The sequence below is a fragment of the Rhodococcus sp. C1 genome, assembly GCF_020809065.1.
GTDB lineage: Bacteria > Actinomycetota > Actinomycetes > Mycobacteriales > Mycobacteriaceae > Rhodococcus_F > Rhodococcus_F qingshengii.
The window spans coordinates 1,396,587-1,416,687 of the sequence record NZ_CP078080.1; the positions used below are offsets into that span (position 1 = coordinate 1,396,587).

Here is a 20,101-nt window from a genome sequence, read left to right on the forward strand (position 1 = left end):
GACACGCTGATGGGCCACTCTCGAACCTGGCTGACGCGCGCGCTGGCAATGCCGGTGGCTGTCGCGGTCACTTTGTTGCTTCCGCTCGGCAGTGTCGCCTCCGCCCAGGATTTCGAGGACGACGCAGATACTTCGGTGGCCGCCGCAGCCACAACTCCGATCTCCTTCACCGAACTCGGACGAGGAACAGACATCGTGTTCTCCTCCGATGATGCACCCGTCTTGGTGACCGTGCCGGTGCCGGACGGACTCACCGCAACAGCCGTGACCGGAATCCTGACCGCCCCGACCGACTTCAGTAGGGGTTGGCTCGAAGTGACTGCGGACGGCAGATTGGTGAGCCGCGTCGACTTCGACGCCGGGCAGGCCGGAACCGGCCTACCGATTTCGGTTCCGTTGCAAGGTCTCGAAGTGGTCGACCGGAGCGTGACCGTGTCGATGATCGCTCACCTCGTTCCCGTCGACGACCGCTGCTACGACCGAACGAGATACCAGCCCCTTGCGCTCCGGGATGCCTTTGTCGCCTACGACGGTGCCGAGCAGCAGCCCACGACTGTTGCAACCTTCTTTCCGCCGATTTTGAGGAAGGCAACCATCTACGTCACGGATGGTTCGTCACGGTCACAGCAGAGTGCGGCTCTGCAGCTGAGTGCAGCGATTGTCAACAAGTACGGAAGTCAGCCTGACGCCGTGGTGGTGGAACAACTGCCGAACGGCCAGAGTCTGCCGTCCGCTGAGCCGGGACTGTTCGAGAGAGCTGTAGTACTCGGCAACAGTGGGGACGCCGGCATCGATCTCGCGGCTGCTCCGAATGGTGCACCAGTGCTGCGAATTTCAGGGGACGACAAGACCCTCGTTCCTCAGGTCAGTCTGTTGGCGGCGAACTTCGACGGCTACTGGGCGGCGAGCAGGGCGCTCGCGTCACCGGACAACACAGTTGCCCAGATTTCCCAGGACGCCATCACCGTCGGTGAGCTGAAGCTCGGAACGTTGACGGCTTCCGGTCTCAATCACATCGAGGTCGACGTCCCGTTCAGCCAGTCGCAACTGGGGCGTCCGATGAAGGACGTGTCGATCCGAATGATCGGATCCTATGTACCGCTGCCGAATTCACGCAACGGAGAACTGTCGATTTCGCTGGGGGACTCACGGCTTGCTTCGCAGACGGTGAACGAGACAGGGCGCTTCGACATCGGCGTCGATGTTCCGAACGAACTCCTGCGTCGCGACCTGACCTTCGAAGTCTCGATGGATGTGACCGGCGACTTCCAATGCGGCACCAGTAGCCCGTCTTCGCTCACTGTCGATCCGGCAAGCACCATCACGTCCACTACCGGATTCCCGCCGACGCCTGGAGGATTCCAGGCATTACCGCAGTCGATGCTGCCCACACTCGATGTCGGTTTGAGTCACGGTGATTTCGCAGATCTCGTTCGCGCGCAGCGCCTCGTTGTCGCGATGCAGCGGTTGAGCTATCTGCCGCTGCAACCGCGTGTGCTCCCGTTCGGCGACGCGGCGACCAGTTCGCTGCCGGCGTTGTTGATCGCGGCGGACGGGAAGCTTCCCACTCCGGTGGCTCTACCCATGGACACAGCAGATCAAGGGCTCCTGCGCTTGCAGGGTCTGGAATTCGGTGGACAATACGGTGCCTTGCAGGTGGTTTCGGGTTCGCACAACGAAGTGGTGGCGCTGACCTCTGAGGGTGATGCGGCCGATGCCGACGGTCTGCTCAACTGGTTGGAAGGTGGGAAGGACCGGTTCGCAGAACTGACCGGCGATCTCCTGGTCGCGCCTCGGGGAAGTGAGCCCTTCGATGTCGGAGTCAACGTCGCCCCGTTGGGCACCGCGACCTCGGCCGAAGAGGAGACCGGACTGAGCGCGGTCACGATCGGCTGGATCGGATTCGGGACCGTGGTTCTGATCGCTGTTGCCGTCGGTGGTGTGCTCGTGGCTCGGCGTCGCGGACAGTGACCGTCACCGATCGCCCGGCCCTGTCCGTCGCGGTCCACGATCTACCGGGCCGCAAGCCATGGCGGATGTTCGTCGCGCTCTTCGCGATCTACACCGCGTTGGGCGTGTGGATGAACGCGGGTATCGGGTTCATCTTCACCGATTCGCTCAGCCGCGTCGCCGCGGTGTCGGCGATGCTGCTCAGCCGTGATCCGCACTTCGCGGCGATCGGATTCGTGTTCACCCCGTTGACGGCGGCAGTCCAGATTCCGATGGGCCTGATGGGTCATTGGTGGCCGGATCTGCTGCGGTGGAACATCACTGCGGTCGTGATGTCCGCGGCCTTCATGGCCGGTGCTGTGATTCAGGTACGTGGGATCAGCCGCGACCGTGGGTGTGCGCGATGGGTCACCGTCGTCCTGACCGTGCTGTTCGCTGTCAACCCGATGATCGTCATGTACGCGGCGAGCGGAATGAGCGAAGCTCCGTTCCTCTTCTTCGTTCTGTGGGCGACACGTCGATTGATTCGGTGGATGCGAAGCGACGACGTACACGACCTCATCGGTGCCGGCCTCGCTTTCGCTCTGGCGTACCTCACCAGATACGACGCATTGGCCCCGCTGTTCGTCGCGGTGGTGCTGGTGACCGTGGTGAGTTGGCTTCGTTTCCGCCCGACTGCGGAGGAGCGCGGCGAGGGCGCGGGGCCTGGCTTGCGGCTCTGGGCAGCAGCCCTCGACGGTGCCGTAGTGCTGATGCCGGGATTCCTTGCCTTCGCCTTGTGGTCGTTTGCCAGTTGGCTCATCACAGGTCAAGCGTTCCAACAGTTCTCGTCGGTCTACGGGAACAGTTCCATCCTGGAGCAGGCTGGTGCCGGAACCGACTCACCGATCGCCCGTCTTGCGTTCTCGATTACCGAAATGGCCGTACTCGGCCCGGCGCTCCCGGTGCTCGCGGTCCTTGCAATCATCTACGCACTTCGGCGGCGCGACACCGAAGTGGTCGTGCCTCTTGTGTTGTTCGGCGCCATCCTCGGTGCCCAAACCTTGCTCTACGTGATGGGATCGACGTTTCCCCTTCTGCGCTTCTACATTTCGATCATTCCGCTGTGTTTCGTGTTGGTCGTCCTGATCGCACCTCGCGGTGCGCCGGTCGTCACGCGTCGACCGGGGGCTGCTGCGTCACGCTCGGTATCGACGTACCCCGAGCAGTCGGGGCCCTCTCTGCCCCTTGTGATCTCTCTGTGCTTGCTGGTCGGGTCGACGCTGGTCACGTTTGTCGCGATGGGTAATGCGCGGATCGCAGTGCTCGAGCATTCCATTGCCAGTGCGATCATTCCGGGCCGGCAGAACCTGGAGGAGCAGACGAATCTGCGCACGTTTGCGGCCGAGCGTCGCATCGCCAGATACCTGGACGACTTGGCTCTGCCGGAGGGGTCGGTTCTGCTCGACACCGTGCAGAGCTATGCCGTCGTGGCGTCGTCGAACAACCCTCGGCAATTCGTCGTGCCTTCCGATGCGGACTTCGTGCGCGTACTGAACAACCCCGCCGAACATCACGTCGAATACATCCTGTCGGTGCCGAACACCGGTCGCGGTGTGTCGGACGCGGTCAATCGGCGCTATCCGACGATGTACGACACCGGGGCCGGCGGTGTGGGAGCGCTGGTACTCGAGGTTCCCAACGACGGCGGCATGGACCCTTCGGCCTGGCGTTTGTATCGCGTCACCGGTGAACGGCAAACGGGTCGATGAGGCAATTCGTGTGGGAGGATTGTCCGTATGACGTGGATGGTTGTAGATGTCTTCTGAAGAAGTGCGTCCGCGTGTGCCTGGCACAGTGCGTCGCCGTATCGCTGCCGCTGTAGTCAGCTTTGCAACCGTCGCGGTGGTGACAGGAATGTTCACGACGCCGGTGGTTGCCGATTCGCCCAAGACGGTTCGGGTGGGAGCGTCGTCGAGCGGACTGACGCTCGACGGACAGCCATGGTGGCCTACCGGGCTGAATGCTTATCAACTGGCCACTGATTGGTCGGTGAACTTCGGCTGTGGCGCCATGGTCGATCTCGATGCCTACTTCGGTTCTCTGCCACCGAACTCCGTCACGCGTTTCAACGCGTTCCAGGCGCTCGCGGTGAACAAGGTGTCCGGGGAGATGGATTTCGGCCCGATGGACGCGGTGTTCGACGCTGCGGCGCGACACAATCAGTTCACGATTCCGGTGCTCTCACCCCAGGACAGCGGGTGTGATGACGGGCTGTTCAAATCCAGGGACTGGTACACCGACGAGTGGAAGGTCGCGAACCTGATCCCAGGTCGAGCCACCATGAGCTTCCAGGACTGGATGCACACCGCCGTCGACCGTTGGAAGAACGAGCCTTCCGTCGCGGCGTGGGAATTGGTGGGGGAGCCGGAACCGAGCCTGTGTACCGATGCCGCCTGCAATTGGTGGACAAGAACGTGCCCGTCTGATTCCGCGCAGGTGTTGCGGGAGTTCTTCGACACGGCAGGCGCCGAACTTCGGGCGATCGATCCGAACACCCTGATCACGGCCGGATACGTCGGGGGCGGTCAGTGCGGCACTGCGGGTGACGACTACCAGTACGTGAGCGAGTCCGACTTCGTCGACGTTCTGCAGTATCACGACTACGGAGCAGACGGGGTTCCGCTTCCGGGCGACCAGTGGAACGGACTGGCGCGTCGCATCGAACAGGCCGCGAACGTCGGGAAGCCGTTGTTGGTCGCCGAGACAGGCGAATTGGCAGGCAGTTGTGAATCACTGGCGACCAGAGCCACGAATATCGAGACGAAGCTGACGGGGCAGAAGGTGGCCGGTACGGCCGGAGCTCTCCTGTGGGCATTCGTGCCGGATCCACGGCCGAACGAATGCACGATGGATATCGGGCCTGACGATCCACTCTTCGACGTAATTGCTTCACTGGCAAGTTAGGACACTGCGAGTAGTCCACTGGGAGTTCCGCCCAGTGGGAGTATGGTCACGATTTGATAACAACCTGAACCTGGTGTTGCGGCGTGATGATCGTATTTCGTTCGTATTCAATGGTATTCAGTGGCATTCACCTGTGGATAACCGAACTTGAAGGCTGGTGAAGTCGCACGGGACCATCGATGCGACGCCTCCAGGACCTACGTCCGGGTCGGCTGGGGACGGTCCGGTTGAGGCGCTGAGTTCGGAAGTTGTGTCGTACCTGTCTCTTTGGTCAGTTGCTACGTCCCGCCGTGGTCAACGTCGAAATACGATCACAACCGTTCGCCGCGGTAACGGGTAGTGCGCGGAGTGCGGCGCGCCCCTCGTGGAAGTGACATCGAGGGGTGGTGTGTAGCTCTCGCGCGCAACGAATTCCGAGTTCGAGTCAACTTGCGGCGGCATCGGCCGCCCGGTAGACCTTGTGCGCAGGCTGTACATGCGGTGTGAGCTTCGGTCGTCGAAATGAGGGGACGACCGCTGCATGCGCGTAACGGTAAGTGTGTGAAACATCGCGTGAGCGGAGAGGTGAACGATGACTGGGTGCGCTGAACGGCCTTTCAAGACTGCTGTGGTTCCGGCTGCCGGAATGGGGACTCGTTTCCTCCCGGCCACCAAGACGGTTCCGAAAGAGTTGCTCCCCGTGGTCGATACACCCGGGATCGAGCTGGTCGCCAGCGAAGCGGCGCAAGCAGGCGCGGAACGTCTGGTGATCGTCACTGCGCCGGGCAAGGCATCGGTCGTCGGGCATTTCGTCGAGGACCTGGTGCTCGAGGGCAAGCTCGCCGCCAGCGGGAAGCACCATCTACTCGAACGTGTGCGTCGGGCTCCGGGCCTGATCTCGGTGGAGCCGGTTGTGCAAGAGTCTCCGCTGGGATTGGGACACGCTGTCGGTCTGGTCGAATCGGTGCTGGACGCGGACGAGGACTCGTTCGCGGTGCTGCTTCCCGACGATCTGGTCCACCCCTGCGGCATTCTCGACGCGATGGCGAAGGTACGTGCCGAGCGTGGTGGTTCTGTGCTGTGCGCGTTCGACGTCGCGCCCGATCGTGTTGGGGCCTACGGAGTATTCGACGTCCAAACACCTGTGGAGGGCAGCGATCCCGATGTGCTTGCCGTCATCGGCATGGTTGAGAAGCCGGCTCCTGAGGATGCTCCGTCCACTCTCGCCGCGGCCGGACGATACCTTCTCGATCGCGCCGTGTTCGACGCGCTCAGACGAATCTCACCCGGGCAGGGTGGCGAACTACAACTGACGGATGCGATAGCGCTGTTGATCGCGGAGGGGCATCCGGTTCACGTCGTCGTCCATCACGGAACCCGCCACGATCTTGGTAACCCGGGAGGCTTTCTGCGAGCATCTCTCGACCATGCGCTCAGTCGCACCGAGTACGGACCGGAGTTGCGAGTCTGGCTCAAGGAACGATTGGATCAGCCGGATCCGCAGCTGACCTACTGACTTGCAAGGCTATGCGACGCGGAGCGTCTCGCCAGCTCATCGAGGAGATCTTGCGTGCTGAGCGACGACAGCGAAATCGGCTTGTCGTCCAGACCCGACTCGTCAGGTGTCATGTAGCCCGCCGCGACAAGAATTTCCTGGACGTGGACGTCGAAGACGCGGCAAGCAGTTCTGATCGTGTCCTGCGTGGGGGGGCGTTTCGCGGACAGCCACCGACCGAGTTCGGAGGGGCGTATTCCCAGCGCACGCGCAGCATCGGCTACGTCAGTTTCTTGGCGAAGTTCCAGTTGATGCTTCACCCATTCCGAAAAACCGCTCATACCGGTCATAGTGCCTGAGTGCTGCGCGGTAAGCCAGCGCCGTCTCGACACGTAAGGCGCTCGACGGCTGATCTGTGATCATTCGGCAACCAATCACCGCAGTTCTCGCGTACCGGTAGTTAAGTTTTGTGACTGGATTGTGTGTTTACCGCAACCATCTAGCTGTGCGTTTTCCGGTGAAACCCGAAATCGGGTGAAATTGTGGGTGAGGCGGATCAGTAGACATAACTCACACCTGTGTAGAACGTGAGGGTTGCGTTGTCACGTGTTCAGACCGTGGAAGGTTTTTTCCCAGTAGGACGGGTTGCGAATCAATTGGTAGGTCCCCTTGATCGCCGCGATGCTCATCAGCACCCAATACAACGGAGCAGTCAGACAGGCGAGGAGGAGCATCGCGTTTCGCGTTTCTCGGCACGCCACGAGGTTCATGTAGAGAACAGCGGCATTACCGAATGCCAGAGAGATCAACGCGGGGAAATAGACATAGTTGGGGAAGACCTGGTGGATCACTTCAGGTTGTCCGAGAATCCAGTCCAGACTGATGAGCCAGAACACCATGTTCAAAGTGGCGACCAATGGTGTGCCGGCCATGAGAATCGTGAATCGGAGAAAGCCGATCGGACCCAATCCTCGCCATAATTTGACGGGTTGGCGCATGTGGACGAGCCACGTCTGCAAATAGCCCTTGTACCAACGCGAGCGCTGTCTGATCCAGTTGATCGTGTCACTGTTGGCTTCTTCGAGCGTGGTGGAATTCAAGACCGCGGTGCGATATCCGCTCTCTGCAATCCGCACGCCGAGGTCCGCATCCTCCGTGACATTGAAAGGATCCCACGCCCCGATCTCGTCGAGGACGCTACGGCGTAGGTGATTCGAGGTGCCGCCGAGAGGAATCGGTGAATTGCTCCGCATCAATCCAGGAAGGATGAAGCTGAACCACAGCGCGTAATCGGCGGTGAACCACGCGGTCAACAGGTTCTGAGTTCCGTTGTGGAATGCAAGTTTGGCCTGAACACAAGCAGTGTTCTCGGGAAGTTTCGCGAAAGTTGCGACTACTCGACGTAATTGGAGTGGGTCGGGGGAATCCTCGGCGTCGTAGATCGTGACGATCTCGCCCGTCGAGAAATGCAGACCGTAGTTGCATGCTTTCGGTTTGGTTCGTGGATCGGCCGCGGGCACCTTCAGAATGCTGACGACCTCGTCCACACCGGCGGCAAGTGCAGCTTCGATAGTGACGGCGTCGTCTTCCTCCAGTAGGAGAAGGACTTGCATCTTGTCTGCCGGATACTCGATCGCTCGCATGGCTGCGATGAGGTCGCCGACGACTTCAGGCTCGTTGTATGCGGGGACCAGAATGGTATAGGTGGGAAGGTCGTCGTATGAAAGAGCAAGTGCCTCTTCGTCACTGATCGTCATGATCGAGGACGCATCGAGACCCCTCGTGAACAAGATCAGACGGTCGACCATCGCCCAGATGTATCCAATGGTGCAGATCAATGTCAGCGCGATGAGAGTCGGGACGAGGAAGAACACGAGGCTGACGACGACCAGCGCAAAGCCTGCCAACAACGTATTTCGCTGCCACGGATAGAAGGCCACGGAGGCGGATGAGATCGGATGGCGCTCGCGTAGACCGTTCACTGCATCGTGCAGGGCGGCCTCGCGGTACTCCGCTGTATCCGGGTCACCGCTGACCACGACACTGTTGGACTGGCTTCGGTTTGCGTTCACCACGTCTGAGCCTCCACGAGTAGTCGAGCGAGTGCTTCGAGCATGTCCAGGTCCTTGTACTCGGATTCGGTGTCTTCGGTCGAGGTTTCACCACGCAGTAGAACGGCGAGGGTATTGCTACCGTTGGACGCCATCGACGGCTTCGGTTCGGGGAAGTAGGCGTCGGGTTCGTGATTGTCGACGCTGATCAGGCTGACTCGTTGCGCTGCTCCGTCGCCCCGCGTCCAGACGAAATTGAGATTGCTCCATGTGAGAAGGAGAGCGTCGTCGACGATCGTGTACATCTCGGCGACGATCCCGTGCGGCAGCTCCAGCGTGACCGTCGGGCTGACTCTCGCGTTCTCCAGGTCGTAGGTGGTCTTGCTGGGATACACGGCGAGCGTGGAGGGTCGACGGACCTGGACGACGTCAATCTGTACCGTGCGAGGCCGCATCTGTGAGTCCCAAGCGGGATTCGGAGTGTCGGCCCGAATGGTCTGACGACTCAGTTCGGCGGTGCTGCCGAAGTAGCGACGGGGCCAGTCGTATTCGGATGCTCCAATCTGATGCCAGCCCAGCGGAACGACAAGTCGAGGATCCGCAGTAGCCGGGGGCGGACCGACGTTGACGGTCAAACTTGTCGATGGCAGCGGCGTGAAGAACATCAGCACTGCGGCGGCAAACACCGCGAGGATGGTCCAGTTGCTTGTGGCTGTCGAAGGCTTTCGGAGTGGTCGGTCGAACGGTTTGAGCGACTTACCCCGGCGTTCGTACAGATAGAAGGCACCGCCGACGACGATTGCGGTTCCGAGTGCCGGAAACAACTGCACGGCGAAAAGCGGAGCAGCGGGATACGTCTGAATCGTGAAGTAGAGAATCACCACACCGAGCACCGTCGCGGCGACGAAGGCGATCGCCCCTCGCCTCCACGTTCTACTGACGGCGATCGTGGTCGCGGCAGACGCGACAAGCACCATGAGGACGCTGTAGTCGAAACGAGTTCCGCCCATTTCGGTCGCGATGGCGCGGTAATGCAGCGGCGCCAAGATGATCGGGACCACCCAGATTGCCCAGTACCGATTGACCGGACGGAGGCCGAACATCAGAACCGCTGCGCTCCAGACGAATACCCAGGCTGCGATGACGTCGATATGCATCAGTTCGTAGGTCTCGGCGAAACGCGGTAGCAGGAGCGCTTGAAGTCCCAACGCGACGAAGAGACCGATGCAGCCGACTATCTTGTCGGTCTCACGATCGTGAATCGGAAGCTCCGGGCCGCGCCTCAAGTCTGTTCCGACGGCTGCAACCAGGCACAAGAGCGGTAGAGCGAAGACGTAGCCGATGGCAGTTCCGCTGGCCGTGCTCTGCCAAAGCTTGGTCCAGGTGGGCCAAAATGCAAAGATCGTGGCGAGCGCGATCATCAACCACCGCACTGCGAGTCGAGGAATGATCCCGGACTCGGAGCGGATCTCACGAATCTTCAACATTTCCAGTTCCATTCGCTTACTACCCGACATCTGCGTGCGATTCGAGGCTGCGCACCGCTGGGGACTGCCGACCATCGCCATCGGTCCGGCGCCATATGCAGACATTACTTGATCGAGACATATCGCCCTCGCCACGTCGAAGCGCCAGTCGCCGAGCAGTCCGGCCGGAACGTCTCACATGCTCACATCTCACATAGTGGGAATTTTGAAATCTTTTTTTCGGTACCCAGTGCGGGTCTGGGTTGGCCGGATGGCATGGCGGGATTTCGGGTCTGCCGAATTACTCCATATCGAAGGGCAATTCACTTGCGAATTGCAGAAAGTTCAATCAGGTCCGGCGGATTCGACCTACGGGGACATAGGTCCCCGGCGTGCAGGGACGGTTCTCGGTTGCGTGGATTCGGGTCCAGTTACCCATGCGAAAGAACTGTGGTCAGCAGTGAGAGGCAATGTCCGCTTTGTGAGCTATTGCAGTCGTCGGGACCTAAGCCCTCGACGTTTCCGCGGATTTACTCAATAGCTGAACTATAGCTACTAACTGGTAACTACAGCGTAAATGGCACCGTGACATTGCGGCGATTGAACGTGAACGATCGTCCAACATTCTTTGGGTGTGTGCTGGGAAGAAAAATTGCCGGTTAGAGTCTTGACCTGCAACATTATTCGAATTGAACTCCGGCCTTGGAGATGTTCTCATAGTACTCACGCGGCACGTGCAATGCCTCCGGATTATCGAGTTGCAATGTTGCCGATACCTAAGCGGAACATTTGCTCTTCTCCATCTCTAGCTGTGCCTGAAGCATTCGGGTGCAAACGGGAAATTCCGAAGAACGGTCGGGGCCTGGCGGCTCGCAAACGGGAAGGTTGGTCAGATGTCGGCATTGGACATGTCCATGGCGCCGTCGCTCGGGTATCGGCGTCCGCGCATCGTGCCGGACTCCCGTGCGGAGTTTTCCTCGCGTGCTGCGTGGCAGCATCGATACATACGTGCTCTGGCAGTGACGGATTCGCTGATTGTCGTAGCGGCGGTTTCGGCTGCGCAGTGGCTTCGATTCGGCGCCGCGCCGACCGCCGTCGACGCTCGTGAGCTCGGGCAGTTCAGCTACACCGGTTTGTCGATCGGCGTGGTGATCGCGTGGCTGGCGACGTTGCAGATATTCAGGACCAGATCTGCGAGTGTGATCGGAAGCGGTCCTGAGGAGTATCGGCGAATCCTGGTGTCCGCGATGAGATTGTTCGGCGTCATTGCGATAGTAAGCCTTCTGCTTCGTCTCGATATCGCCCGGCTCTACCTCGCATTCGCGTTCCCTGTCGGCCTTCTCGCGCTACTGGTGAGCCGTTGGCTCTGGCGTGGGGTGATCGTGCGAAGGCGTACTCGCGGTGAGTGCCTCACATCGGTACTGGTGGTGGGCAGCAAGGATGCCGGCGCTGAACTTGCACGAAACTTCGAGCGGGGTAGCGCAGACGGTTTCCGCGTGGTCGGAGTGTGTGTGCCGGGGTTCCTTCGGCGCGCGGACGAGTCCATCGCAGTCGACGGGCGTGACATACCGCTCCTCGGTGGTGAGACATCGGTGGTCGAAGCGCTGGAACTGGTCGGCGCAGACACCGTTGCCGTGACGGCAACCGAACATCTCGGCTCGGATGGAATCCGTGCGCTTGCCTGGGATCTGGAATCGCGGGACGTAGATCTGGTCGTTGCGCCAAGTATCGTCGACGTGTCGGGGCCGCGCCTGTCGATGCGGCCGGTGGCCGGTCAGCCTTTGATACGCGTCGAGCGCCCGAAATATCATGGTGCGCAACGCTTTGCGAAATCTTCGTTCGACGTAATTTTCGCGTCATTGTTACTGGCAGCAATTGCACCTGTTCTCCTGGCCGCGGCTCTGGCGGTCAAGCTCTCGAGCCCGGGCCCGGTGTTGTATCGAGCGGAGCGAATGGGACTGGACGGCAAACCATTCCCGATGCTCAAGTTCCGTTCGATGGTCCAGAACGCAGACTCACAGGTGGAGTCGTTGATGGCCCAGAACGACGGCGCCGGTGTGCTCTTCAAGATGCGCGACGACCCGCGCGTTACACCGGTCGGGCGCTTCTTGCGCCGTTACTCGATTGACGAGCTGCCACAGTTCGTCAATGTTCTTCGGCGCGAGATGAGCGTGGTCGGCCCCAGGCCTCCGCTTCGCCGCGAGGTCGAGGCCTACGACGGAACTGTCAGTCGCCGACTTCTTGTCAAGCCGGGGATCACAGGATTGTGGCAGGTCAGTGGACGATCGGACCTTTCTTGGGAAGAGACTGTACGACTGGACCTTTCGTACGTCGACAACTGGTCGCTGATGGGTGATGTATTGATCGTCGGCAAAACGTTGAAAGCGGTGTTGGCCAGCGACGGTGCGTACTGAGACGTGAATGCGGATTCGGGACCGACTTCAGTTCGTGATGTTCTCGGTGGAAAGGCATAGCTCCCCTTGATCTTTCGTACGTCGACAACTGGTCGATGACGAGCGAGAACACGATCGTCGCGAAGGTGCTCAAGGCGATGTTGGGAAGTGATGGAGCAAATTGACCAGGAGAAGTTTGTGTCGGAACCGCCAAAGTTGAAGTCGTTGCTTGTTGTGGCGCCCTGGTTGGAAGGTGGGGGTGCACAGAAGTCATTGTGCGGGTTATTGCGCGGGCTTACCGACACACATACGACCGTGGTCACTTTGTTTGCAGGATGCCGAGACTTCAACGAGGTTGCGGACCTCGCAGACGAGTTCGTCATGCTCGACTATCCAAGGAGTCCTGGCGGACTGGTCGGAGCCAGTCGAGCCATAGCAACACATCTACAGCATTCGGATGTGGTCTATTCACTGATGAGGGGTAGCCATGTCGCACTCGGCGTTTCGAGTTTGCTCAAACGTCTTCCGGGTGAGCTGATTGCGACCTTCCATCAGTTGCCGAGTGCGGATGAAACTGGCGTTTTCTCCCTGGTCGAGAACATGCTCGTTCGCAAAGCACTTCGGCACGCAAAGCTGATCACCGCGCCTTCGGAATCAGCCGTGAGTCAGATTCGTCAGCGACGCTACGGACCGCACGCTCGGCTTGTTTACGAGCCGAACTTGATCCGAGTTGACTCGAGAGAAACCATTCGTCGTGAATCTTCGGGGGCACCGCTACGGCTCCTGGCCTGTGGCCGTCTATCCAAGCAGAAGGGCTTCGATCGTATTCCCGAACTGCTGTCAGATATCGAGATTCCGTGTGAAATAAAGATCTTGGGATCAGGACCGGAAGAAGAAGACCTGAAACGGCGGTTCGGCAGTACGAAGTCTTCTTCGCATACGGTGGAACTAGTAGGACGCGTCGATGACGTTGTGCCCTATCTGGATTGGTCAGACGCGGCATTTATGCCCAGCCGAAACGAACTCAACCCTGTGTTCGTATGGGAGGCGTGGGCGCGCGGCCGGCCGGTTGTTGCTGCCGATCTACCTGCATTCGAGGATCTGCGAACCTCCGGGCCGGTGCTCACATTTACCGGCGCGGCCAGCCTTCGGTCCGCCCTCGGCGTCGTATCGAGTGACGAGTACCGAGATTTCGCCTATTCAATGGGTTTGCAGGCGTCCCGAACCATGACGACCAGGAGTGAGATCGTTGCCCGAATACAGTCGTGACCACCCGCGCATCCTGGTCATTCACGCATACAGTGCTCAAAACTCCGGCGACCGGTTGCTGGTGGAGGAAACACTCGAATTGCTGAGATCGGTGTGGCCGGATTCTGTCGTCGACGTGATTGCCACTGATGCCGAATCGTTCCGTCACCATCCGATGGCGGATCATGTCAAGTTTCATCAGTGGACGTCGGCATGGATTCCGAACCCGAAAAAGAAGGCATCCGTACGTGTTTCCATGCTGGCCAGTACCGTCACCGGCGGGCCGGCACCTGTCAGGATACTGTTCGAGCAAGCGGATTTGATAGTCGCTGTCGGGGGCGGATACCTTCGGGGTTCGTCCGTTTCCGAGGCCCTGAAAACTGCGGGGGCGCATTTCGGTCAACTCGATCTTGCCGCACGAAGTCGTGCGCGTAAGATCTATCTGCCGCAGAGTATCGGTCCGTTCCCGAACATTCTCCGTCGGCGTATCGCGAGTTCACTGAAGGCGATGGATCAGGTGCTCGTTCGTGACGATCGATCACGGGAATTGTTCGCCGACCTGACCAATGTCGAACGAATCTCGGATCTGGCGGTTCTCAAGATGGCGGAGGTCCGTACACCTCGTACTATCGAGATCACGCATGGCCCGGTAGTCGTGGCACGTGAGCTGTCCCGCCCTGGATCCTACGAGAACACTCTGTCCGACTTGGCTCGGTCAGATCATGTTGTATGGGCGATTCAGTCCACCGGTGGCGGAAACAATGACACTCCACTCACCGTCAAATACTCCTCGGGAACCCCAAAGCCATTGCAGCACTATCTGGAGAGCGCGGAGAATCGCGTCGTTGTCAGTACACGCCTGCATGGATCGTTGTCTGCATTGCTCGCCGGAAAGCCGAGTGTGCACCTGGGCTACGAACGAAAATCATGGGGAGCATTTCATGATCTGGGGTTGGAACAGTACGTTCTCGATGCCCGACGGACTTCGGCAACTCGCGTTCTCGACGCGGTGGAATCGATACGAGACGATCCAGCCACTTACTGGCGCCTGATCGATTCACGCATCGAGGCCGTCGCGTCCCAGAGGGAACGCCTACTCGGCTCCCTGGCTGTGCCATGCCACCTGCCGACGGCTGGCCAATGACATGAACCTCTCGTTCCTGTTGTTTGCCAGTGTTTTTCTCTTGCTGATCGCACGTGTACGTGGGGTGACGGTGTTGCCAACCCGCCGTCAAACCTCAACAGGTACCAGAAGCGGGCTGATCGGGATCTGGTTTTGGGTATCGGTGATATGGCCGGTCCTTTTCAAGGCGGTGTTAGGTAGCGTCCTTGCCCTATACCTTCCAGTTTCTGGCTCCGCGGTCTTCGTGATCTCCTACGTGCCTTCGATTGTCATCGGAATCGCGATTTTCATCGCCTCTCTCGGGTCCCGAGATTCATTCCCCTATATCCCCGCGATACTGGTCATGGCGGTGGCGATCATGCCGATCCTCATCTTCGGGGTCGTGGACATCGGTGTCGTCGGAGCGATATTCATGATTGTGCCTACGCTCCTGTGGTGCCGCGCGCTCTCGGTTGACGTACTGAACTGGCCCCGTCTTTGTTACCAGGGTCTGCTTGCGCTTTGTCTGAGCATGGCTGTGGTTTTCGTCGTCTGGCCTGAGGCTGTGGTCGAGACCTGTCGGTTGGACAAGTGCACTGTGGCGGGCCAAGTGCTCACGTCATCGATCACAGGCAATGGCAACTTCCTGGGGCTGTGTGTCGCACTGCTGAGCGTCGTTGCCGTGTATCGGCAACACTGGATCACAGTTGCGGCGGTTGGACTGGCGAGCCTCATCGTGATCGAAATTTCTGGCAGTCGAACAGCGATGATCGGTCTGGTTCTCGGCTACCTCGTAGTCCTCGGTATCGGAAACCGCATGTCGCGGGTTGTGGCTCTGGCAGCTGCGATGGTTGCGTTGGTGATTTCTTTTGTGCCAGTGTTCCGAGTTTACGGGCTCCGCGATTACACCTATCGCGGTGCTTTGTGGATGAGGGCGAAGGAGCTGATTTCGGAGAGTCCGAATGTTGGTCACGGCGCGAACTATTGGACGGAGCATAACGCGTATCGCTTCTCCTCCAACTATGCCGCGCACAACATTTGGTTAGAACTCGGCGTTGCCGTCGGGTTTCTCGGAATTGCCGTGCTTGTCGTCGCTGCGGCCTGGGCGTTGCTGACCACTGACGTGGAAAATCGATACTTGGCATGGGCGCTGATCGTAACTACGGTCGCTGTGGGATTTCTGGAGGCGCCCATCCAACCGTATCGAACCGGTCTGCTTCCCTTCCTGTGCCCTCTCATTCTTCTCTTGTGCTCCTCGGGTATGCGGAAAAGATCAGTTGATACTTCGGAGACGGAAGACCTTGCGATGGAAGATATTCGAAGCTCACATGTTGATGCCGGCCTGACGAGGGATGGTGCGCGATGAAAGTTCTGCATGTCACGGAAGCGCTCGGAGGAGGTGTAAGCACCGCGATCTTGAACTATCAGGCGTTGACGCCAGAAATGCATCACTGCGTGATTGCTCGCGAACGGGCCGGGCAGAGCACATACAATTTCCCCTCCGAACTCAGCGTGACATTGGTACCTGGAAGTTTGGCCGCACTTTTGCTGTCCGCGATTCGTATGGTGCGCCGGGGAGATTTCGATGTTCTCCACCTGCATTCCAGTCTTGCCGGTCTCGCCCGGATCATCCCGGGGCACCGAGCTGGAATCGTATACACCCCACACTGTTACGCATTCGAGCGCACCGACGTCAGTCCCCTGGCGCGGGTACTCTACAAGTCCGTTGAGCGTGGGCTACTCTCGATTCGGCGTCAGTGCGTTGTTGCCGTGAGTGGACGAGAAGCCGAGTTGACTACGGAGTTGTCGAACTCCTCCACCTCCATCGTGGTCGGCAATGTATCCCCGACCGATCACGGCGCATATTTGCGCGCAAGCAGCCCTCGGACAGCGGAAGCATCGGCTGAAAGAAGCCGAGTAGTGATGGTGGGAAGGATATTTCCCCAAAAGGATCCCCAACTGTTCGCCGATATTGCAGCAAGGTTGTCGAGCAGGTTCGAGTTCGTGTGGGTAGGAGACGGCGAAGCCGGGTTGAAAGAAAGTCTCGTGGAATCCGGGGTTCGGGTGACGGGCTGGATTCCAGCTGAACAGGTGCTGGATGAAGTGCGCGCCAGTTCGCTGTATCTCCATACCGCGGCCTGGGAGGGCGCTCCGATTTCCGCTGCGGAAGCCGCCGCGGTCGGTGTCTCGGTGATCAGTCGTGACATCAAAAGTATGGTCTCGCTTGGCTATCCAGTCGCTGGCAATACTGCGGAGTCTCTGTCAATGGCCGTCACACATTACTTCGACTGCCTGGACTACCGAACGACTGTTCAAGCCAAGACACAATATTTCAACCGAACAGTGGACGTCATGAGTTCGCGTACAGCACTCATCGACGCCTATGCATTCGCGATAGGGGCTTCTCGATGACTTCATCGGTCACCGTCATTACCATCACCAGGAATGATCTTTCGGGGCTGGTCCGCACGATCGAGAGCGTCCGGGCTCAGAGTGCACAGGGAGTCGAACACATCGTGATCGATGGTGGTTCGACGGATGGAACTGTCGAATACCTTGATTCGTTGGGTGATTCGTTAGTGTGGAACACAGGCCTCGACAGCGGTCGCTATGACGCAATGAACATCGGTGCGGAACTGGCGAGTGGCGAGTTGCTGTGGTTCATGCACTCGTCCGACGTGTTCCATTCATGTGACGTTCTGGAGAGAGTCTCTCGAGATCATCAAGGAGGGGGCGTCTCTTGGCGGTGGGGTTACGGGCTGAGCAACATCCACGACTCCGGAAGTTCCATCGGAATCGGTGGCCGTATCCCGTTCAGTCTGTCCCGATTCGCGCTAGGTGGAAACATCATTCCCCATCAAGCATGTGTGATCGAGAAGTCGCTGCATGTTGAGATCGGCGGTTACGATACCGAATTCGGACTCAGTGCCGACCAACTGTATCTGTTGAAGATGGCGGTCCGATCGCAACCGCGCGTGTGGACCGAGTTCTTCTGTGACTTTGATTCGGCCGGCGCTGGTTCGGTGCGGGGCATGATGGATCATTACCGGGACATGCGGCGATCACGCGCCCTGACCGGAATTACAGTCTTCAGGGCGCAGTGGCTCGATTATGCGGTGTCCTTGGGGGTTGCGCTTCTCGCAAAAACCGACCGTGTTCAAAGACGAGTTCTAGCAGGGGTGACTCCTCGTGTCCGATGACTATTTGGAACCCACAACGCAATCAAGTGCGGAATTCGCAGTTGTCATACCAGCTTTCAACGCGGAAGCCACACTTTTGGCGTCAATCGAGAGCGCGCACAATGCGGGCGCTTCGGAAGTCATCGTGGTGGACGACGGATCCACAGACAGTACCGCCGCGTTATGTCGCGCCCACGATATACGTGTCCTGACGCAGCCAAATGCGGGTGCATACCTCGCGAGACGACGGGGGGCCACGCTCGTCACGGCACCGTACATCGTGTTCCTGGACGCGGATGATCTTCTGGTCGCACCCGGCATTCACGAGTCCTTGCGTATTCTCTCTGCACAGGCGGACTGCGCAGTCGTCGCTGGACGTGTGATGGCGAGTCTCCCACGTGGGCGTAGTCGGTTGAACAATCAGTCGTACTCCGAGATCAATACTCGAACCCTGTTGACACAAGGGTATGGTCCGTTTCCACCGGGAGCGGCGCTGGTTCGGCGTGCCGATTACGAAGCAGCGATTGCGCTGGACGTACCGGAGATCGTCGAGCGTTACGCCGACGACTACGAAATGTTCATTCGTCTATCCGTCGTCGGCCGAGTCGTTCAACACAACACCGTTTCCCTCGTGTATTCGATGTACGCAGGCAAATCCATTGGTTCTCCTGAGAAATCGCTGTTGTGCAAGGAATCGATCAGGGGGCACTACGCGCGACATCTGGGGATCCCAGTTCGGCTGATGAGCGCATCGGCGGTTGCCGCAGCTGCGAACGCACGCATGGGACGAGCGTCGTTCGCGCAAGGTTTGTACTGGCGGGGTTGCGTGAAGGTAGCAGTTGCCGCGTGCTACAAGGTACTCGCTCGGATCGGCGACAGCGGTCTGAAGCAGTCCACAATCGTGTCTGGCGCTGGAACCTCGGAGACACGAGGGTGAACACAGTGGTCAGCTCATACGTGAGGTCGGCGAAGTCGATCGACCTGGGCGGGACCGGGTTCTTTCGACTGGTAGGTCTGCTGGCCGGCGCTTGCGCGAACTTCGCCGTAATAGCAATTCTGTCTCGGGACTACGGCGTCGAGTACTACGCCTTCTATGCGCTGATGGCGTCCATGTTGAATCTACTTCCCTTCGCGGACTTCGGTATCGGCGCGACCATGGTGAACGCGACAGCAGATTACCGAAGTGGTGCACTCGATCGGATGTCGTTCCAATCCCATTTTCGGCGGGCGAGTCTGGTCACCGTTCTGGTATCCCTCGCTGTCGCAAGCCTCGCGTTCCTGTTCTATCAGATGGGGCTGTGGGTGCCAGTTCTAGGCGCAGTCGGTGAGATGGATCATGCGTCGGCGCTGGCCACAGTAGTGATTGTATCTGCGGCAGTTGGTATTCCATTGGGTTTGGGGTCACGCATCCTGCAGGGTTGCGGAAAGATGCGCGTTGTCGTTACCGCAGCGTTGATCGGTCCGATCATTCAACTGATCGTGATAGGGGTTTGTTGGACTACTCAGGCGCCGGCCTACCTGTTTGTTCTGGCACCGTGCGCAGGCTACCTCGCCGTCGGATTTCTTACCCTTGCTCTCGCGCTTCGATCGATTTCCGGCGATGAGGGTTCGTTGATCGGCTGGCGTCTTACAAGCCCGGTGCGAGTTCGCATAGCTGAAACGGCGGTTCCGTTTTTTCTCATATCGATCGGCATGGTTGTCGGGTTCCAGAGCCATAGGTTGCTGATCTCCACTTTTGGAACGGTCGAAGACGTCGCACAATATTCGGTGGTGGCGCAATTCGCTGGACCCCTGCTGGCTATCTTGGGAGTGATGGGCCAGAACTTGTGGTCAAGATATCGCGAGCGATACCGAATCGGGACACTTCGGGTGCGTGAATTCGCCCAGCATATAGTACTTCTCGGCACTGTGGGCGCCGTATTTGCGCTTGCTCTGGTCGTCATCAGCTATCCGGGAATTCGGTTTGTCTCGGGTGGAAGTCTTGTCGTCCCGCTGGCAACCGTTTTGGCCGGAAGTGTTTACATCCTTGTTGTTTCGGTGCATCAGCCGGCGGCGATGTTCCTCATGGACCCGCGAGGACTATGGTTGCAAGTCCTCTGTGTCTGGCTGAGCGGCCTCGTCGGAATGGTATTGGCAATATCCCTGATTCCTGAACTCGGAGCCGCCGCACTCTACTTGGGACTATCCGCAGGAATGGTTGTACTCCAGGTTATTCCGTGTATCTATATTTCGGTTCGGCGAATTTCAAGCATGGAGAAGGCGGTGGAGGCAGGCGTGACCGTGTGAATAGCT

15 protein-coding genes are annotated in these 20,101 nt (G+C 59.2%); 12 read left to right on the plus strand and 3 right to left on the minus strand.

Annotation, left to right across the window (positions count from 1 at the left end; genetic code table 11):
- The first annotated feature begins 9 nt into the window (after window positions 1-9).
- The 4 genes from KTR60_RS06470 (at window position 10) to KTR60_RS06485 (ending at window position 6,391) form a co-directional block, all read left to right on the plus strand.
- Complete coding sequence (locus tag KTR60_RS06470) at window positions 10-1,971, plus strand: hypothetical protein (protein ID WP_054187561.1); 1,962 nt, start codon at window positions 10-12, stop codon at window positions 1,969-1,971.
- Entirely contained in the window at window positions 1,968-3,701 is a 1,734-nt protein-coding gene (locus tag KTR60_RS06475; protein ID WP_003943618.1) for an ArnT family glycosyltransferase, read from the plus strand. Before KTR60_RS06470 ends, KTR60_RS06475 begins: the two co-directional genes overlap by 4 nt.
- A 46-nt stretch (window positions 3,702-3,747) precedes the next feature.
- Window positions 3,748-4,896, plus strand: a complete 1,149-nt coding sequence (locus KTR60_RS06480; RefSeq protein ID WP_054187559.1) for a cellulase family glycosylhydrolase — start codon at window positions 3,748-3,750, stop codon at window positions 4,894-4,896.
- Between the two features lie 571 nt (window positions 4,897-5,467).
- A complete protein-coding gene (locus KTR60_RS06485; protein WP_007726597.1) occupies window positions 5,468-6,391 on the plus strand; it encodes a UTP--glucose-1-phosphate uridylyltransferase in 924 nt (307 codons plus the stop codon).
- Here the strand turns inward: KTR60_RS06485 and KTR60_RS06490 are convergent.
- The 3 genes from KTR60_RS06490 to KTR60_RS06500 form a co-directional block, all read right to left on the minus strand.
- On the minus strand, window positions 6,385-6,711 hold the full coding sequence (locus tag KTR60_RS06490; RefSeq protein ID WP_228232489.1) for a helix-turn-helix domain-containing protein: 327 nt from the start codon (window positions 6,709-6,711) through the stop codon (window positions 6,385-6,387). The genes KTR60_RS06485 and KTR60_RS06490 overlap by 7 nt on opposite strands.
- Window positions 6,712-6,972: 261 nt before the next feature.
- Window positions 6,973-8,445 (minus strand): glycosyltransferase, encoded by a 1,473-nt coding sequence (locus KTR60_RS06495; RefSeq protein ID WP_081305432.1) that lies wholly within the window; start codon window positions 8,443-8,445, stop codon window positions 6,973-6,975.
- Entirely contained in the window at window positions 8,439-9,908 is a 1,470-nt protein-coding gene (locus KTR60_RS06500) for a hypothetical protein (protein WP_228401969.1), read from the minus strand. The genes KTR60_RS06495 and KTR60_RS06500 overlap by 7 nt, the downstream gene beginning before the upstream one ends.
- Before the next feature lie 872 nt (window positions 9,909-10,780).
- Here KTR60_RS06500 and KTR60_RS06505 point away from each other — a divergent pair.
- The 8 genes from KTR60_RS06505 (at window position 10,781) to KTR60_RS06540 (ending at window position 20,095) form a co-directional block, all read left to right on the plus strand.
- Window positions 10,781-12,301 (plus strand): sugar transferase, encoded by a 1,521-nt coding sequence (locus KTR60_RS06505; RefSeq protein WP_007726602.1) that lies wholly within the window; start codon window positions 10,781-10,783, stop codon window positions 12,299-12,301.
- A 150-nt stretch (window positions 12,302-12,451) separates the two neighbouring features.
- On the plus strand, window positions 12,452-13,549 hold the full coding sequence (locus KTR60_RS06510) for a glycosyltransferase (protein ID WP_007726604.1): 1,098 nt from the start codon (window positions 12,452-12,454) through the stop codon (window positions 13,547-13,549).
- Window positions 13,521-14,672 (plus strand): polysaccharide pyruvyl transferase family protein, encoded by a 1,152-nt coding sequence (locus KTR60_RS06515; protein WP_228232491.1) that lies wholly within the window; start codon window positions 13,521-13,523, stop codon window positions 14,670-14,672. Before KTR60_RS06510 ends, KTR60_RS06515 begins: the two co-directional genes overlap by 29 nt.
- A 1-nt stretch (window position 14,673) precedes the next feature.
- Window positions 14,674-15,996: an O-antigen ligase family protein gene (locus tag KTR60_RS06520; protein ID WP_054187556.1), complete on the plus strand. Its 1,323-nt coding sequence runs from the start codon at window positions 14,674-14,676 to the stop codon at window positions 15,994-15,996.
- Window positions 15,993-17,042 (plus strand): glycosyltransferase, encoded by a 1,050-nt coding sequence (locus KTR60_RS06525; RefSeq protein WP_007726612.1) that lies wholly within the window; start codon window positions 15,993-15,995, stop codon window positions 17,040-17,042. Before KTR60_RS06520 ends, KTR60_RS06525 begins: the two co-directional genes overlap by 4 nt.
- Entirely contained in the window at window positions 17,039-17,830 is a 792-nt protein-coding gene (locus tag KTR60_RS06530) for a glycosyltransferase (protein ID WP_003943625.1), read from the plus strand. Before KTR60_RS06525 ends, KTR60_RS06530 begins: the two co-directional genes overlap by 4 nt.
- Complete coding sequence (locus tag KTR60_RS06535) at window positions 17,820-18,746, plus strand: glycosyltransferase family 2 protein (RefSeq protein WP_007726615.1); 927 nt, start codon at window positions 17,820-17,822, stop codon at window positions 18,744-18,746. The genes KTR60_RS06530 and KTR60_RS06535 overlap by 11 nt, the downstream gene beginning before the upstream one ends.
- 164 nt (window positions 18,747-18,910) lie before the next feature.
- Window positions 18,911-20,095: a polysaccharide biosynthesis protein gene (locus KTR60_RS06540; RefSeq protein WP_228401970.1), complete on the plus strand. Its 1,185-nt coding sequence runs from the start codon at window positions 18,911-18,913 to the stop codon at window positions 20,093-20,095.
- Window positions 20,096-20,101 lie beyond the last annotated feature (6 nt).

What these genes read in the sequence shown, in the direction of transcription:
- KTR60_RS06485 (WP_007726597.1), top strand. Translation starts at nt 5,468, where the DNA reads ATGACTGGGTGCGCTGAACGGCCTTTCAAGACTGCTGTGGTTCCGGCT.
- KTR60_RS06520 (WP_054187556.1), top strand. Translation starts at nt 14,674, where the DNA reads ATGAACCTCTCGTTCCTGTTGTTTGCCAGTGTTTTTCTCTTGCTGATC.
- KTR60_RS06510 (WP_007726604.1), top strand. Translation starts at nt 12,452, where the DNA reads ATGGAGCAAATTGACCAGGAGAAGTTTGTGTCGGAACCGCCAAAGTTG.
- KTR60_RS06540 (WP_228401970.1), top strand. Translation starts at nt 18,911, where the DNA reads ATGGCGTCCATGTTGAATCTACTTCCCTTCGCGGACTTCGGTATCGGC.
- KTR60_RS06525 (WP_007726612.1), top strand. Translation starts at nt 15,993, where the DNA reads ATGAAAGTTCTGCATGTCACGGAAGCGCTCGGAGGAGGTGTAAGCACC.
- KTR60_RS06505 (WP_007726602.1), top strand. Translation starts at nt 10,781, where the DNA reads ATGTCGGCATTGGACATGTCCATGGCGCCGTCGCTCGGGTATCGGCGT.
- KTR60_RS06530 (WP_003943625.1), top strand. Translation starts at nt 17,039, where the DNA reads ATGACTTCATCGGTCACCGTCATTACCATCACCAGGAATGATCTTTCG.
- KTR60_RS06490 (WP_228232489.1), bottom strand. Translation starts at nt 6,711, where the DNA reads ATGAGCGGTTTTTCGGAATGGGTGAAGCATCAACTGGAACTTCGCCAA.
- KTR60_RS06470 (WP_054187561.1), top strand. Translation starts at nt 10, where the DNA reads ATGGGCCACTCTCGAACCTGGCTGACGCGCGCGCTGGCAATGCCGGTG.
- KTR60_RS06500 (WP_228401969.1), bottom strand. Translation starts at nt 9,908, where the DNA reads ATGTTGAAGATTCGTGAGATCCGCTCCGAGTCCGGGATCATTCCTCGA.
- KTR60_RS06480 (WP_054187559.1), top strand. Translation starts at nt 3,748, where the DNA reads ATGTCTTCTGAAGAAGTGCGTCCGCGTGTGCCTGGCACAGTGCGTCGC.